The organism is Bacillus sp. NTK074B (genome assembly GCF_017303375.1).
Taxonomy (GTDB): Bacteria; Bacillota; Bacilli; order Bacillales; family Bacillaceae_B; genus Rossellomorea.
In genome coordinates this window covers 76,248-91,411 of record NZ_JAFKOH010000004.1, presented here as the reverse complement: position 1 = coordinate 91,411, position 15,164 = coordinate 76,248, and the positions used below count along the sequence as shown (strand labels likewise).

General features: G+C 45.5%; 14 protein-coding genes. 13 read left to right on the top strand and 1 reads right to left on the bottom strand.

All coding sequences use genetic code 11. From position 1 onward, the window contains the following. Positions 1-210: 210 nt before the first annotated feature. The 10 genes from motA (at position 211) to JI667_RS08425 (ending at position 12,872) form a co-directional block, all read left to right on the top strand. Complete coding sequence (gene motA, locus JI667_RS08470) at positions 211-1,002, top strand: flagellar motor stator protein MotA (RefSeq protein ID WP_206852037.1); 792 nt, start codon at positions 211-213, stop codon at positions 1,000-1,002. Then, complete coding sequence (gene motB / locus JI667_RS08465; RefSeq protein ID WP_206852036.1) at positions 989-1,780, top strand: flagellar motor protein MotB; 792 nt, start codon at positions 989-991, stop codon at positions 1,778-1,780. The genes motA and motB overlap by 14 nt, the downstream gene beginning before the upstream one ends. A 306-nt stretch (positions 1,781-2,086) precedes the next feature. Further along, positions 2,087-3,478, top strand: coding sequence for an alanine/glycine:cation symporter family protein (locus tag JI667_RS08460; RefSeq protein ID WP_206852031.1), 1,392 nt, complete (start codon positions 2,087-2,089; stop codon positions 3,476-3,478). A gap of 130 nt (positions 3,479-3,608) precedes the next feature. Continuing rightward, on the top strand, positions 3,609-4,703 hold the full coding sequence (locus JI667_RS08455; RefSeq protein ID WP_206852029.1) for a carbohydrate kinase: 1,095 nt from the start codon (positions 3,609-3,611) through the stop codon (positions 4,701-4,703). 13 nt (positions 4,704-4,716) lie between these two features. Beyond that, on the top strand, positions 4,717-5,652 hold the full coding sequence (locus tag JI667_RS08450; protein ID WP_368077892.1) for a pseudouridine-5'-phosphate glycosidase: 936 nt from the start codon (positions 4,717-4,719) through the stop codon (positions 5,650-5,652). A gap of 96 nt (positions 5,653-5,748) precedes the next feature. Then, positions 5,749-8,211, top strand: coding sequence for a PAS domain-containing protein (locus tag JI667_RS08445; RefSeq protein WP_206852025.1), 2,463 nt, complete (start codon positions 5,749-5,751; stop codon positions 8,209-8,211). Positions 8,212-8,473: 262 nt separating this feature from the next. Further along, entirely contained in the window at positions 8,474-9,790 is a 1,317-nt protein-coding gene (locus JI667_RS08440; protein WP_206852023.1) for an FAD-dependent oxidoreductase, read from the top strand. Next, a complete protein-coding gene (locus tag JI667_RS08435) occupies positions 9,787-10,776 on the top strand; it encodes a class I SAM-dependent methyltransferase (RefSeq protein WP_206852021.1) in 990 nt (329 codons plus the stop codon). The genes JI667_RS08440 and JI667_RS08435 overlap by 4 nt, the downstream gene beginning before the upstream one ends. Positions 10,777-10,971: 195 nt before the next feature. After that, positions 10,972-12,276 carry a lysine N(6)-hydroxylase/L-ornithine N(5)-oxygenase family protein gene (locus JI667_RS08430; protein WP_306465448.1) on the top strand — a complete coding sequence of 435 codons (1,305 nt, stop codon included), beginning with the start codon at positions 10,972-10,974 and terminating at the stop codon, positions 12,274-12,276. Between the two features lie 80 nt (positions 12,277-12,356). Beyond that, positions 12,357-12,872, top strand: coding sequence for a type 1 glutamine amidotransferase domain-containing protein (locus JI667_RS08425; protein WP_206852019.1), 516 nt, complete (start codon positions 12,357-12,359; stop codon positions 12,870-12,872). 81 nt (positions 12,873-12,953) lie between these two features. On the opposite strand, the gene JI667_RS08420 is transcribed toward JI667_RS08425, so the two are convergent. Continuing rightward, a complete protein-coding gene (locus JI667_RS08420) occupies positions 12,954-13,181 on the bottom strand; it encodes a DUF1128 domain-containing protein (protein ID WP_206852017.1) in 228 nt (75 codons plus the stop codon). 178 nt (positions 13,182-13,359) lie between these two features. Between JI667_RS08420 and JI667_RS08415 the strand changes: the two genes are divergently transcribed. The 3 genes from JI667_RS08415 to JI667_RS08405 are packed head-to-tail and all read left to right on the top strand — an operon-like array spanning position 13,360 to position 15,120. Beyond that, complete coding sequence (locus JI667_RS08415; protein WP_206852015.1) at positions 13,360-13,851, top strand: low molecular weight protein-tyrosine-phosphatase; 492 nt, start codon at positions 13,360-13,362, stop codon at positions 13,849-13,851. Beyond that, on the top strand, positions 13,841-14,260 hold the full coding sequence (locus JI667_RS08410; RefSeq protein WP_206852013.1) for a hypothetical protein: 420 nt from the start codon (positions 13,841-13,843) through the stop codon (positions 14,258-14,260). Before JI667_RS08415 ends, JI667_RS08410 begins: the two co-directional genes overlap by 11 nt. Before the next feature lie 17 nt (positions 14,261-14,277). Next, positions 14,278-15,120 (top strand): YihY/virulence factor BrkB family protein, encoded by an 843-nt coding sequence (locus JI667_RS08405; protein ID WP_206852011.1) that lies wholly within the window; start codon positions 14,278-14,280, stop codon positions 15,118-15,120. Positions 15,121-15,164: the final 44 nt, after the last annotated feature.

Sequence of the window (15,164 nt, the reverse complement as noted above, 5' to 3'; positions counted from 1 at the left end):
TACTATCTATTTCTTTCAATTGCTTGGGGGTCATGACTTTCTCTCCTTTTAATAAAATCCCGTATAGTCCATATATCGACAAAAACGTTTGCGCTTACATAGGCCTTTACAGTGATTTGAAAGAAAATTTCGAATCGAACTTCCTCTCAATAATCAGCGGTTCCATCCGATATTAGTAATAGACTACGATGAGTAAGGTGGAGCGATCAGATGGATAAGACGTCTTTAATAGGAGTCATTTTAGGATTGATAGCAGTTGGAGTGGGGATGGTATTCAAGGGTGTAAGTCCTGTTGCCTTATTGAACCCTGCTGCCATTTTAATTATTGTACTGGGTACGGTTGCCGCCGTGACCATTGCCTTCCCGACACACGAGATTAAAAAAGTACCGAAGCTTTTCGGCATACTGTTTAAAGAACAAAAATTGCAGGACCCGAAACAAACGATCCAATTCTTCTCACAAATAGCCGATCTCGCCAGGAAAGAAGGTTTACTGGCACTCGAAGCGAAGACACACGAAGTGGACGATCCGTTCCTGAGGGACGGACTGTCATTAGCGGTGGATGGACAAAGTGCCGACTACATAAGGGATGTCCTGCATGAAGAAATCGACGCAATGGAAGAGCGTCACTCAGCTGGAGCACTCATCTTTACACAGGCAGGAACGTATGCTCCTACACTTGGGGTTTTGGGAGCGGTCATTGGATTGATTGCGGCCCTCAGCCATATGGACAATACGGAAGAACTTGGACATGCAATTTCAGCGGCATTCGTTGCGACACTCCTGGGGATTTTCACGGGATACGTTCTGTGGCACCCTTTTGCCAATAAGTTAAAAAGGAAATCGAAAGTGGAGGTCCAGATGAAAATGATGATGGTGGAGGGGATCCTGTCCATCATCGAGGGAGAATCTCCCCGTGTCATTGAACAGAAGCTGGCATCCTATTTACCTGCAAGCGAACGGATCATGTTACTAAAGGGGGATGAGGATGAGGCGGCGTAAAAAGAAACATGACGACGATCATATGGATGAATCGTGGCTGATTCCATATGCCGACTTACTTACCCTGTTGCTGGCTCTGTTTATTGTCCTTTACGCATCGAGCTCGGTGGATGCCCAAAAGTTCAAGGAGCTTTCCCAGGTGTTCAGTGAAATCTTCACCGGGGGCACGGGTATGATGGAGTATCCAAGCCCTGTGGCACCCCAGCAATCGAGTGATCAGGCAGAGAAACAAGCGGCATCACCAGGGAAAGAAGAGGGGAAAGAGAAAGAATTAGCTAAAGAAGAGCTCGATAAGCAGGCATTCCTGAAGGATCAGGAAGAGTTGAAGGAAATTCAGGGAAAAATCAATGAATATATTAAAACGAATAATCTTGAGGCCCAATTCATCACCAAGTTGACAGATGAAGGCCTGCTCCTGACCATTCGGGATAACGTATTATTTGATTCAGGCTCTGCCACAGTCCAGGGAAGTGACCTGAGCGTGGCAAGTGAGTTATCACAACTCCTCGTCATGAATCCGCCGCGTAACATCATCATCAGCGGACATACAGATAATGTTCCCATCAGGAATGCGGAGTTTGACTCGAACTGGGAGCTCAGCGTTATGAGGGCGGTCAACTTCATGAAAATCATTTTGGATAACCCTAATCTAGATCCCCAATGGTTCAGTGCGAAAGGCTTTGGTGAGTTCGAACCCATCGCCGATAACGGGACAGCCGAGGGACGAGGACAAAATCGCCGTGTGGAAGTGCTGATATTGCCACGGGTGACCGAATAGGGAGAGGATCTGCAGTCGTTTGTCGGCTGCAGATTTTTTTGTATTTGGAGGTATTTCCGGGGAAATGGAGAGATATTGTCGAAGAATCGTACAGGTTCGATTATCATTCATATACTCCAGCTTCGTCTCGAAATTTATCCCTATATGTTTCACTGTTCCTATTTTAGGGAAAAGTCTGGAAAAGCATTTAGAAGCAGTGGCTAATTTTTCTGGACTTGGGGTTTCTCGACTTTATACATACATAGACATTTCCCCCCTGTTTCAATCCAAACGTTAGCCAATGCCTCTAGCAAAGGAGGAGCATTATTGGATACGTTTTTCGACATCATAGGTAAAATCTCGGCATGGTTATGGGGTCCACCGTTAATCATTGTCTTGGGTGCAACGGGTTTGTACTTAACATTTTTATTGAAATTCGTACAGTTCAGATACCCTCTGTACATTTTCAAGCAAACGATAGGAAGTGTGTTTAAAAAGCCGAAGGGAGAAGGAACCGTCACTCCCCTGCAGGCCTTGACGTCGGCACTGTCGTCCACAATCGGGGCGGCGAACATCGTCGGTGTCCCGGCTGCGATCATGTTTGGTGGCCCTGGAGCCGTTTTCTGGATGTGGGTGATTGCCCTGATCGGGATGGCCCTTAAGTTTTCAGAAAGTGTCCTTGCGGTACGATACCGTGAGAAGAATGAAAATGGGGAGTACGTGGGCGGTCCCATGTACTACATGACAAAGGGATTGAACATGAGATGGCTAGGCGTCTGGTTCGCTTTTGCCCTCATGATTGAACTGATTCCAAGTGTGATGGTGCAGGGGAATGCCGTTGCCTCTACTGTGGAAGAAACGTTTAATGTGAATGGTTGGATTACGGGTGTGATTGTGGCGCTCATTGTCGTGCTGATCGTATTTGGAGGAATTAAGCGTATAGGTAAGGTAACAGAGGTCTTCGTACCGTTCATGGCTTTGATTTATGTGGGGAGCGCTCTAGTGATTTTGTTTATGAATATAGGTGCAGTGCCTGAATTCTTCCGATTAATCCTGTCTCACGCCTTTCAGCCCATGTCTGCCATGGGAGGTTTTGCAGGGGTGGCCATCGCAGAGACGATTCGCTGGGGGTTTGCCCGTGGCCTATATTCCAATGAGGCAGGTCTCGGAACGGCTCCGATCGCCCATGCAGCTGCTCAAACGGATCACCCTGTCAGGCAGGGACTATGGGCTATTATCGGCATTGTAATCGATACGATTATCGTCTGTACAGCCACGGCGTTTGTCGTTTTATCTTCGGGGGTATGGACTGCAGAAAATGCACTGGACGATCCTTCCGCTCTGACAACAGAAGCCTTCACGAAATATTTCGGTGAATTCGGAGGGATTCTCGTTACGGTTTCATTAATCTTCTTCGTCCTTTCAACGATCATCGTCATCGTCTTTTATGGTGCCAAGCAGGCTGAATTCCTATTTGGCTTGAAGGCGGCACAGGGAATCAAAGTGGTTTACACGGTTGCGATCGTCCTTGGATCCGTTGGAGCGGCAAAGGTCATTTGGCAGTTCCTTGACTTAGCCCTTGCAGCCATCCTGATCCCGAATATCATTGCAGTCCTGCTGTTAAGCAAAGAAGTGAAGAGGCTCACAAATGAGTTCTTTACGTCCGATGAATATTACTTGAAGGACACAGGAAAAGTGAAAGATAAGAAAGTATCCTAAACAGAGAGACTTGTTTTCCTACTCAGGAGAACAAGTCTTTTTTTGGTTTTTAAACTTCCAACTTGTGTAAACACAAACAAAAGTTTAGAATATTAACAAAAGTTACTTTTCTTTATAGGGGTGGGAGAAAATGAACGAAAAAGAAACGCTTTTATTGTCATACATTGAAGAGAATCCATTTATGACACAGCAGGAATTATCAGAGAGAAGCGGGATTTCGCGCTCGGCCGTGGCCGGGTATATTTCTAATCTGGTGAAGCAGGGGAAGATTTTAGGAAGAGCGTATGTGATGCCGAAGAAAAACGGGATCACTTGCATAGGGGGCGCCAATATCGACCGTAAGATGCGGCTTGAAGACAGGTTGATTCCTGAAACATCCAATCCTGCAAAGACTGAGCAAACGAGCGGTGGAGTAGCCCGTAATATTGCCGAGAACCTAGGGAGATTGGGTAGAGAAGCAAATTTGATCACCGTGGTGGGGGAAGACACAGAAGGGAGCTGGCTTCTGCAGCAGACGAAATCATTCGCCGACGTCTCGGGTTCCCAGAGGGTAATGAATGAAAGTACAGGAGCATACTCGGCTATATTGGATGAACGCGGTGAGATGATGTTCGCCATTGCTGATATGAATATTTATGAAAGCGTTGACATTGGGTTCATCGAGAAAAAGTGGGGGATGATATCCTCTTCAGAGATGGTGTTGCTGGACACGAACTTTCCTGAAGAAGTGCTCACTTACATTATCCGCAGGTGCCAGTCCGAAGGGATTCCATTGACGGTCATACCGGTGTCTGCTCCTAAGGTGAAGAAATTACCTCATTCATTAGAGGGGGTTTCCTGGTTCATATGCAACAAAGGGGAAGCAGAAATGTATCTTGATATGAAGATCGAAACAGAGGGGGATTACTTTAAAGCAGCCAAGGAGCTGACATTAAGGGGGGCTGAGCGGGCGGTCATCACCCGTGGAGATCAGGGGCTGATCTATTACACCACCTATAAAGAGGCGACGGCCATCCTGCCTCCAAGAGTAGAGGTCGAGGACGTGACAGGAGCCGGGGATGCTCTTGTCGCCGGGATATTATTTGGTTATTTGAAAGGATCAGATACAGACGGAGCCTGCCGAATCGGTGTGATCTGCTCGTCGATCACTCTTCAGTCAAGATACACAGTGGCGCCGTCTTTGAATACAAGCAAACTTCAACAGGAATTCAGTCTTTATTATTAAGGGGGCAATGTGCGTGAATCTAGAGGCATATGTAGAATATTCAGAAGAGGTAAAAGAAGCGAAGAAAAAAGGGTTTCCCATCGTGGCATTAGAGTCCACGATCATTTCACACGGAATGCCATATCCGCAAAATGTCAGGACGGCAAGGGAAGTGGAGGATATTATTCGTTCCAGGGGGGCCATACCTGCAACGATCGCGATACTGAATGGAAAGATTAAAATCGGTCTATCTCCTGAAGAGCTGGAGTATTTAGGCCAGGCGAGCGGAGTCATCAAGGCGAGCCGCCGTGATATTCCATATATCCTTGCCTCCAAGAAAGACGGGGCGACAACGGTTGCGGCAACGATGATTTGTGCAGAGATCTCCGGCATCCCTGTGTTTGTGACAGGGGGCATCGGGGGTGTGCACAGGAATGCAGAGGTGACCATGGATATTTCAGCGGACCTAGAGGAGCTTTCCATCACAAGTGTGGCTGTCGTTTGTGCAGGAGCCAAGTCCATCCTCGATATCGGATTGACAATGGAATACCTGGAGACAAAGGGTGTACCCGTAATAGGATATGGAACAGACACACTGCCGGCTTTTTATACGAGGACCAGTCCTTACTCCGTAAACTATAGAGTCGATTCAGCAAATGAGATGGCGAGTATGTTAAAAGCGAAGTGGGCTCTTGGCCTAAAAGGCGGGGTAGTAATCGCAAATCCGATCCCTGAAGAAGATGCCCTGGATGAAAGTGAAATGACCTCCATCATAGAACACGCTCTGAGGGAAGCGGATGAACAAGGGATCAGAGGGAAAGAAGCAACGCCTTTTTTGCTCGGGAAAGTGAAAGAGTTGACCGATGGGAAAAGCTTGACGGCGAATATTGCCCTGGTGAAGCATAATGCCCACGTCGGTGCAGATATTGCGGTTCGTTATTCAGAGATGAATAGAGTGGAAGCATTTTAATTTAAATGATTGGTAGTAACCCGGGCAGAAGGTAATGTCCGGGTTTTTGATGTGAATTGATATTCACCATTTATATGTTGGTGGAGGTAGGGTAAAATGATGGTAAATAACGTTACGAAAAAGGAAGGTACTATGGCTGAAATGCACCCCTATCATCCATTGAATGTTGATTCAATTCCCGTCCCTGCAGCAATCATCGATGGGAACAACCCATCGTATATAGAAGAAAATGAAGAGTGGAGAGGAATCATCCTGAAAGAAGACGATCTTCTATCGAAGATTATAGAGGATGAGGACTATTCCATCCGTTTGAATCATCAACCTTACGGGTTCAAACGGAAGCGGTTGGATGAATCAAAGGTATTAGTCATGATGATTCCTAAAGGAATGAAGCGTGAAGATTCAACCGATTCCCAATCCGCAGTGTATGAATCCCTCATCCACAATACTCCGACTTGTGTGTGTATCATTGATAAAAAAGGAAAGGTCCTGGAAATGAATCATTCATTCCAGAAACTGTTTCACATTTCCAATGCCGTTCTGGGCGAGTCCTTGTGTAAGCAGCAGCCCCTGGAGAATCAATCTTTTAAAACCATCGTCATGAATGGATTGAAAGGATTGAATACGACTGGGGAAGAAGTGACCTTCGATATGGAGAATCAGCGTAATATCACATGCAATATTACCATTTCCCCTGCGAATTATAAGAGTGATGGAACCGTCGACAGTGTGGGGATCATCCTCCATGATATTACGGAGAAGAAGGAGTATGAAAAAGAATTAATGTCTCTGAAAGTCGAACTTGAAAATACACTCCGCCTTCAGAAGACGATCACATATAAAATCAAGAAAAGCAATCATGACTTCGTGATTGAAATGGCAGCAGGAGAGCTTTTGAAGAAGCTGCACCTGACCCCTTCCAAAGTCATCGGGAAAACGATTCAGGAAGTGTTCGATTCCCATCATTTAGGGAAGATACAACCGAAATTAAAGCGGATCTGGGAAACAGGGGACGAATTGACGTATGAAGATGAATACAAGGAATTAGAGTATTTGGCATCCATTGTCCCGGTACTGAGACATGGTACAGTGGTGGAAATCATCGTTTCCATTTCGGATATTTCCCTAATCAAGGATATTCAGAGAAAGTTGATCGAAAGTGAGCAAAAATATAAGTCGATTGTCAAATACAGCCCGGATAATATTTATATGGTGGACATCAATGGGATCATACAAGAAGTGAACCCTGCTGTGAAAACGCAGTGGGATCATATTTCACCCCATATGATCGGCAGTCATTTCAGTGAATTCATCGCACAGGGAAGCAAAGAAACGGCCATCAAACAATTCGAAGTCGCCCTCAGGGGAGAAGCATCAAGGTTTGTGACCACCTTCGAAAATGGGGAAGGTGGGAAAAGTCATGTAGCGGTGACCAATATCCCCATCCGTGTTAAAAATGAGGTCATCGGCATCTACGGGTTCGGCCAGGACATCACAGAAAAACTGCAGATGGAAGAAGAGCTGAAAGAAGCGAAAGAGTTGCTTGAAGCCTACTTTGAACATGCTGGTGACGGAATCGCCCTTCTTGATCCGGAAGGAAATGTATTAAAGGTAAATCAACAATTTGAGTCCATGTTCGGCTGGTCGAAGGATGAAATCACAGGAGAGGTGATCACTTTCCTTCACCAGGAAGATCAGGTCGGACAGTTCAAACAGAATCTCGCCACGGTGAAAGCCGGTAGGCGGATCAAGGATTATGAAACGGTCCGTTACCGGAAAGACCGCTCCCCGGTGGAGATCTCCTTTAATATGAATCCAATTTTAAACGACAATGGACGCTTGATCGGGATTTCAGCCATCATTCGTGATTTATCAGAGAAGAAGCGGAATGAAGACTTACTTAAGAAGTCGGAGCAGCTGGCGATGATAGGCCAGCTTGCAGCGGGTGTGGCCCATGAAATCAGAAATCCTTTGACTACACTGAAAGGCTTCCTTCAGCTCATGAAAGAAAATGCAGAAGATGATTTTCACCTTAGTGTCATCCAGGGTGAGCTTGATCGCATCGAAATCATCACCAATGAATTTCTGGCTCTGGCGAAACCAAGGGCCGTCAAATTCTCCCTCACATCTCTGACGACCCTCCTCACAAGCTCGGTCGAGTTCATCAAGATGGAGTGCCTCAAGCAGGGAGTGGACGTGAGATTCTCAGTGGAAGAAGCCGAAATCTACTGCGATTCCCATCAAATGAAACAGGTCATTTTGAACGTGATGAAAAATGCCCTCGAAGCCATGCCTTCAGGCGGACTTCTCAGTGTTCATCTTGAGAAAGAGGAAGACTGCGGCAAAATCACCATTCAGGATAATGGAAGCGGAATACCGCCTGAGCGGATGAAGCATCTGGGCGAACCGTTTTACAGCACGAAAGAGAAAGGGACGGGCCTCGGATTAATGATCTGTCAGAAAATCATCAAAGAGCATCATGGCTCACTATCGATCGAAAGCAACGTAACCGAAGGGACCACTGTCACAATCCTGCTGCCAATTGCAAAAGGGAAATAAAGCGTACTCTACGATGAGAGATGAATCTTGTCGTAGAGTTTTTTTGTTTAAACGGATTTTGTCGATAATTCAAAGAAGATATTCCGACAAAAATAGCATTTCATCTCACTGAAAACGCTGATATTTTCCGGGAAATAGTGCGTTCTGCGAAATTCTTCACGGGGAAAAATGGGGCTGAAACTTGTCACATCATGGAAAGAGCACATCGGCAAGTTTCAACATCCTGGAAATGGGATAAAGAATTGGAAAGAGGTGAAAAGAGATGAAGACGAACGTCTTTATAAGCGGTGGAGGGATTGGCGGACTGACCCTCGGGTTGAAGCTTGCCAGGTGTAATATTGATGTAACCGTCGTCGAACGGTTAAGGGGGCCGGGTTCCGTCTACAAAGGCGAACTACTCCAGCCGAAAAGCTTGGAAATATTCGATTCTCTGGGAGTCATAGATGCCGTCCTTCGCAATGGCCATCGCATATCTGATCTGGAATTGATCGAATTGAAGCAGACAAAATCCAAAACGGATCATTCAACCATGAGCTATTCGATCCTCCCCACCCCTTACCCGTTCTCTCTTATGATCCACCACGAAACGCTGAAGGATATCCTGAGGAAGAAAGGGGAGGAATATCCAACCTTCCATTATCGTCCGAATACCGTCTGTAAGAAAATCAATGAGCATACGGTGACCATAGAGGACCGAGAGACGAAGGTGGAACAAGAGATTCATAGTGACTTCATTATCGGGGCAGAGGGAAGGAGCTCCGTCACCCGCGACTATATGGAGGTGGAGGTGAAGGAGAAAAAGTACAATCATCATTTCCTGACCGTTACATTCCCGCGCCCACAAGAAATGACAAAGGGCCGGATCATTTCTACATATCAATCATTCTTAGGTTTGTTTCCCCTGCCGGACAATGAAGTGAGATCCGTTTATCTCATCCCGGCAGGTGAGTACAAAACCCTCCGTAAAAAGCCGGTATCGGAGTTTCATAAACTGTATATCGAGATGTGCCCGGATCTTGCCGGGTATGTGGATCAAATTGAAGATTGGAAGAAAATCCAGCTCATGGTCCCTCTGAAATATCATGCGGAAACCTATGTAAAAGATCATCTAGCCCTCATCGGGGACGCAGCCCATACAGTGCATCCCATGGCAGGGGAAGGGATGAATATGGCGATCCAGGATGGAAGCATCCTTGGAGAGTTGCTGTGCGACATGTATGCAGTTGGAAAGATGAATCCCATTAATCTTGAATGGTATCCAAAGGTCAGAAAGAGAAGGGTTGCACACCAAATGCATCTCAGCCATTTATCCGCCCTCGTCTACTCCTACCCTTATCGCCCGGTCGGCTGGCTGAGAAATAAGAGCCTTCAGAGAATGGAGAAGGATTCGATTTCCCAATACAAACAGATGCTGAACATTTCGGGTCTCGGCATGTGGCGGGAATCCATTTACGACAGGTTGGTTCAGGGGGGGATGCTTCCGATCAGGCACGACTCGTTAACCGAAGAAAAGAAAACATCGACTACATTTACCAGAGACCAAGATTACCCTTGGAAAGGAAAGGAGGCATTACAGTGATTGGAGAAATAGTGAAAGTATGGAGGGCGCGAACCTGGATGAAGAAGAATGTCCCGTTCCTTTACAGCTGGCATGCTTATGTCGGATATGAGATGGACCTGTTCGACAGTTTCACAGAGCCTGCGTCCATCCAGGAAGTGGCCCTCTCGAGAAACATTGAAATGGACCTCCTTGAGCAATGGGTGGAGGTAGGCATCACCATCAAGCATCTTAAACGGGTGGAAGCTGAGAAAATTACGACGAGAAATAGATGGAAGCTTCCGACTTCAAAGAAAGATCCCCATTCTTCAGGGATCCTTCTGAAAGAGATGATGGAGCTGCATATACCGGCCCTGTTATCTTACCCTCAGTTACTGAGGAACCAGACGAAACAGCACTTTAATTCAGATCTCCATGGCGCAACCGTCGCGAAGACGTCGATCCTGTTGGAACGCTTTGCCTTCCCAAAGGTACAGAAGGCGATAAAAAAATACAACGTGGATTCCATCCTGGACTTAGGGTGTGGTGAAGGGGGATATGTGAAAAGAATTGGGGACCGTTATCCTGATAAGAGAATGGTCGGAATCGAGATCCATGAAGCCGTCGCCAAGGCAGCTGAAGAGTCCCTTCAAGATTTTCGAAATGTGGAGATCCTTTGTAAGGACTTGCATGAATATGAACCCGGGCAGCGTTTTGATATGATCATGGCCAATAATCTTTTTCACTATATCGATCCATCGGAGCGGCTGCAGTTCTTTGAGAAAGCCTCAACGTGGCTCGCGGAGGAAGGATTGTTCTTCGTCCTCACCCCGATGCAGAAATCCAAGCATGGGAAGCAATTCTCCAGTGCCTTCAACAGCTTCTTCATGTCATTCCAGAACCTTTACCCGATCCCGTCGCAGAAGGAGATGGAGACCCTTGCGGCGAAAACCGACTTTAAAGTCGAGTCCGTGGACCCAATCGTAAAAGAAGGCGGATGGTATGTGATGATTTTCAGGAAAAACTGATCCTTGTGAGGGGATTGGTTTTTTGTTTGGGGTAAGTTCAGCTGCTATCGCTGAAAATCACCTTTCAAAATCAATAAAGAATTCAGAAGATGAATCCCCCACCCATCCAAAAAATTAATTTCCCAAAACAGGATAGCCTCCCATCATTTTAGGGTAAGAATAAAAAAGTAGATTCTGAATGTGGAGGAGAGCCAATTGAGTAGACAAGACATGCATGATTGTATCGGGATTGGGATCGGGCCGTATAACTTAAGCCTGGCTGCCCTGATGGAAGAAAAAACGGATTTAAAGGTGAAGTTCTTCGATCGGACACCTGAGTTTCAATGGCATCCCGGGATGCTGATCAACCTGACGGATCTGCAAGTACCGTTCATAGCAGATCTCGTGACGTTCGCGAATCCTCAGAGCCGGTACAGTTATTTGAATTATTTACATACCCATAATCGTTTATATAAATTTTTCTTTTTCCAAAAATTCGAAATGCCCCGGCAGGAGTATAATGACTATGCCCGCTGGGTCGCAAGTCAGCTCAGCTCCTGTCAATTTCACAGTGAAGTGATAGGGGTCACGGATAGCGGGGACTGCTACAAAGTGGTGGTGGATAACCGGTTGACGGATAAGCGTGAAATACATTATGCCAAGCATGTGGTGCTCGGGACCGGGAGTAAGCCTCTTGTCCTGGATGGAATGGAAGGTCTTCCGGATGAAGACGTCCATCATACGAGCAAATACCTCTTTCATAAGAAGTCGACGATGGGGGGCTCCACCATCACCATAGTGGGATCCGGTCAAAGCGCTGCCGAGGTATTCTTTGATTTATTGAAGGAGCAGGAAAATCATTCGTATCAGCTGACATGGCTGACGCGGTCCGAAGGAATCCTTCAGCTTGAATCGTCAAAGCTCGGTCAGGAATTCTTCGCCCCTGACTATGTGGATTACTTCCACGGTTTGACGTTCGAAAAGCGTGAGAAAGCTCTGGAAACATTGGATCAGCTCCGTAATGGGATCGATCCGGATACCCTCAATAACATATATAATATCCTTTATAATCATTCGGTCAGCGCTCAATCGCCGAGCATTACCATACAGCCCCTGACGGAAGTAAACAAAATCCATCAAGAAGGTGAACATTATGTGTTGGACTGTCGTCAATGGCAGGAGGACCATGATTTTTCCTATCAAAGTGACAAGGTGATCCTGGCAACAGGGTATAAACCAAATATACCCGACTGGTTTATGGAAGAATTCGAGGAAAGAATTGTCTGGGAAGACAAGATGAAATTTAAGGTATCGCGAAACTATAAGATTCAGTTCAAAGAAAACCAGGACCGTCATCATCATTTTTACACGGTGACGAACCTGGAGCATTCCCACGGTGCAGGGGCCACGAATCTCGGGCTCGCCGTTGACCGCAACATTCAAATCATTAATGATATCGTAGGTGAAGAAGTATATGAAGTGCAGAGGGATACAATCTTTTCTCAATTTACGATGGATTAAAAAGGGTTTTAATTTCTGCCTGCAGGGTAAAGTACAAGTGTGATAAAAAATTAAAACTAGTATAGGGAGTGTTTCATTGTATGGCTAAGATTGCAACGTTAATGACTGACATGTTTGAAGACGTGGAATTTACAGATCCTGAAAAAGCGTATAAAGAAGCAGGCCACGAAGTTGTGACGATTGAAAAGGAAAAAGGCAAATCAGTCAAGGGTAAGCAGGGAGATGCGACGGTGACGATCGATGAAAGCATCGACAATGTTAATCCATCAGACTTTGATGCCCTGTTTTTACCGGGTGGATTCTCTCCGGATCAGCTCCGCGCAGATGACCGTTTCGTGAAATTCGCGAAACATTTTATGGATGAGAAGAAGCCTGTTTTCGCGATTTGCCACGGTCCTCAATTATTAATCACGGCAAAGGCGCTGGAAGGAAGAAAAGCAACGGGATTCAAGTCCATTAAAGTGGATATGGAATATGCAGGTGTGACATATGAGGATAAGGAAGTCGTCGTTTGCGGCAATCAACTCGTAACAAGCAGAACTCCAGATGATATCCCGGCATTCAACCGTGAATCACTTGCGCTTCTTTCTAAATAGGACAAGTTAATGAAAGGGGACATTCCCCAAGGTATTTTATACCTTAGTGGGAATGTCCCCTTTTTTATAGAAGCAGCCGGCTTACGCTTTTCTTCTAAGGTTCCCCATTTCTTCGATAATCGCATTCATTTCACTCGGGCTGAAGTGATCTTTGCGATTCACCATTACATATAAGTCGTGAAGGTCCTCGTACATTTCTTCATTAAAGTCTTCCGGTTTTACAGCACCTGCGTTCACCATTCTAAGTTTTTCTTTGATGGCAGTGACCATGAATTCGATGTTTTCAGTCGTGTTTTGAGATAAGTCCATTTCTGAATCGTCCTTTCTGACGTACCTTTACTACCATTAATCTTTCCATGATTCCTTCATCCTGTCAATAACCCCCGAAAATGAGTGACTCTTGGAGGATTTTTTTCGAAGAATGTTTTACACTATTAAGGAATGGGAAATGAGTAGGTAAGCTAAAACGTTAGGAGAGGCTTGTAACATGGTATCTGTGTTATTTGTGTGTTTAGGAAATATTTGCAGGTCACCGATGGCAGAGGCGATTTTCAGGGCCAAGGTAGAGGAAGAAAATCTTGATGAAACGATCGAGGTAGATTCAGCAGGTACAGGAGACTGGCACGTAGGTAAGAAACCTCATGAAGGAACTTTAGCCATTCTTAGAGAACATAATATAAAGAGCGATGGTCTCGTCGCAAGGCAATTTCATGTTGAAGACAAGAAATATGATTATATCGTAGCCATGGACGCTTCGAATGAACAGAATATGAAGGACATCCTGGACCTTGATGATCACGGTAAGGTATTCAAGCTTCTGGACTTCGTGGACGATAGCCCGGATAAAGATGTCCCTGATCCATACTACACGGGTAACTTTCAGGAAGTGTATGAACTGGTGGAATCCGGCTGCAGCCGATTATTGAATACAATAAAAAAAGACAACCATTTGAAGGAGGGTAATACATATGGGAAGTAATAAATTTTTCAAAGGGGTTTTGTTAGGTGCTGTTACAGGGGGGCTTCTCTCTCTCTTAGACAGATCCACCCGTCAGGAAGTGGGTTCCACTTTAAAGAATAGCGGACAATATATCTCCACTTATTCAAAAAATCCTCAGAAGCTTGTCGAGTCCTCCAGGGAAGTGTATGAAAAATTGCGTACGACCGCTGATCAGGTCTCAAGGGACATTCAATTCATCAGTGACAAAGTCGATGAAATCAAAGGGATGACACCTCAGGTAAAAGAAATCATCGAAGAGACGAAAGAAACATTCGAAGACTCATCAGAAGCATATAAAGAAACGTTTTCCGACCGGGAAACATCCAACGAACTAACTGCTCAGGATGAAGAAAGTCAGCCGATTGCTTCTTCCTTTAAGGGGTATTAATGAAATGAGGTGAAAGCATGACGGATGAAACGGTCAAAGGAGGATGGAAAGGCTTTTCAAAAAGTCTTTTCTCAAATATCAGTTCCAATGATGTAACGGGGCTTGCCGCTCAAATTGCCTATTACTTTCTTTTATCACTTTTTCCATTGCTGATCTTTATCGTAACCCTTCTCCCATATCTTCCGGTCCAACAGGCTGATATCCTGGGACTGGTCAGGGATTTTGCTCCGGGTGAAACGATGTCGATGATCCAGGAAACGCTACAAGATGTCATGTCCAACCGCAATTCGGGTTTACTGTCTGTCAGTATTATCGCCACGATCTGGTCGGCATCCAACGGGATGAATGCCATTGTGAAAAGCTTAAACCGCGCATATGATGTAGAGGAAACCAGGTCGTTCATAGCGACACGTCTAATGTCGATCCTTTTGACACTTGGCATGATCCTGGTATTCGTCATAGCTCTCTTACTACCGGTATTCGGAAAACAAATTGGCCTTTTCTTATTTTCTCAATTTGGATTTTCAGATCAATTTCTGACCATATGGAATGGAATTCGCTGGGCGATCAGCCCCATCATTCTCTTTATCATATTTGTCGGATTGTACTATTTCGCTCCGAGTAAACGAATCAAGTGTTTAAGTGCATTTCCGGGAGCGATCTTCGCGACCCTCGGATGGGTCCTGGCATCCCTTGCATTTTCCTATTATGTAGGAAGCTTTGGGAACTACTCTGCCACATACGGGAGTATCGGGGGAATCATCGTTCTCATGATCTGGTTCTATCTGACGGGGATCATCATCATGATCGGTGGGGAAATCAATGCCCTCGTTACAATCAAGGACCATGATTCATGTTAAAATAGGGGAAAAGTACTCCCCTGACATAGCAAAAGAGTAAAAAG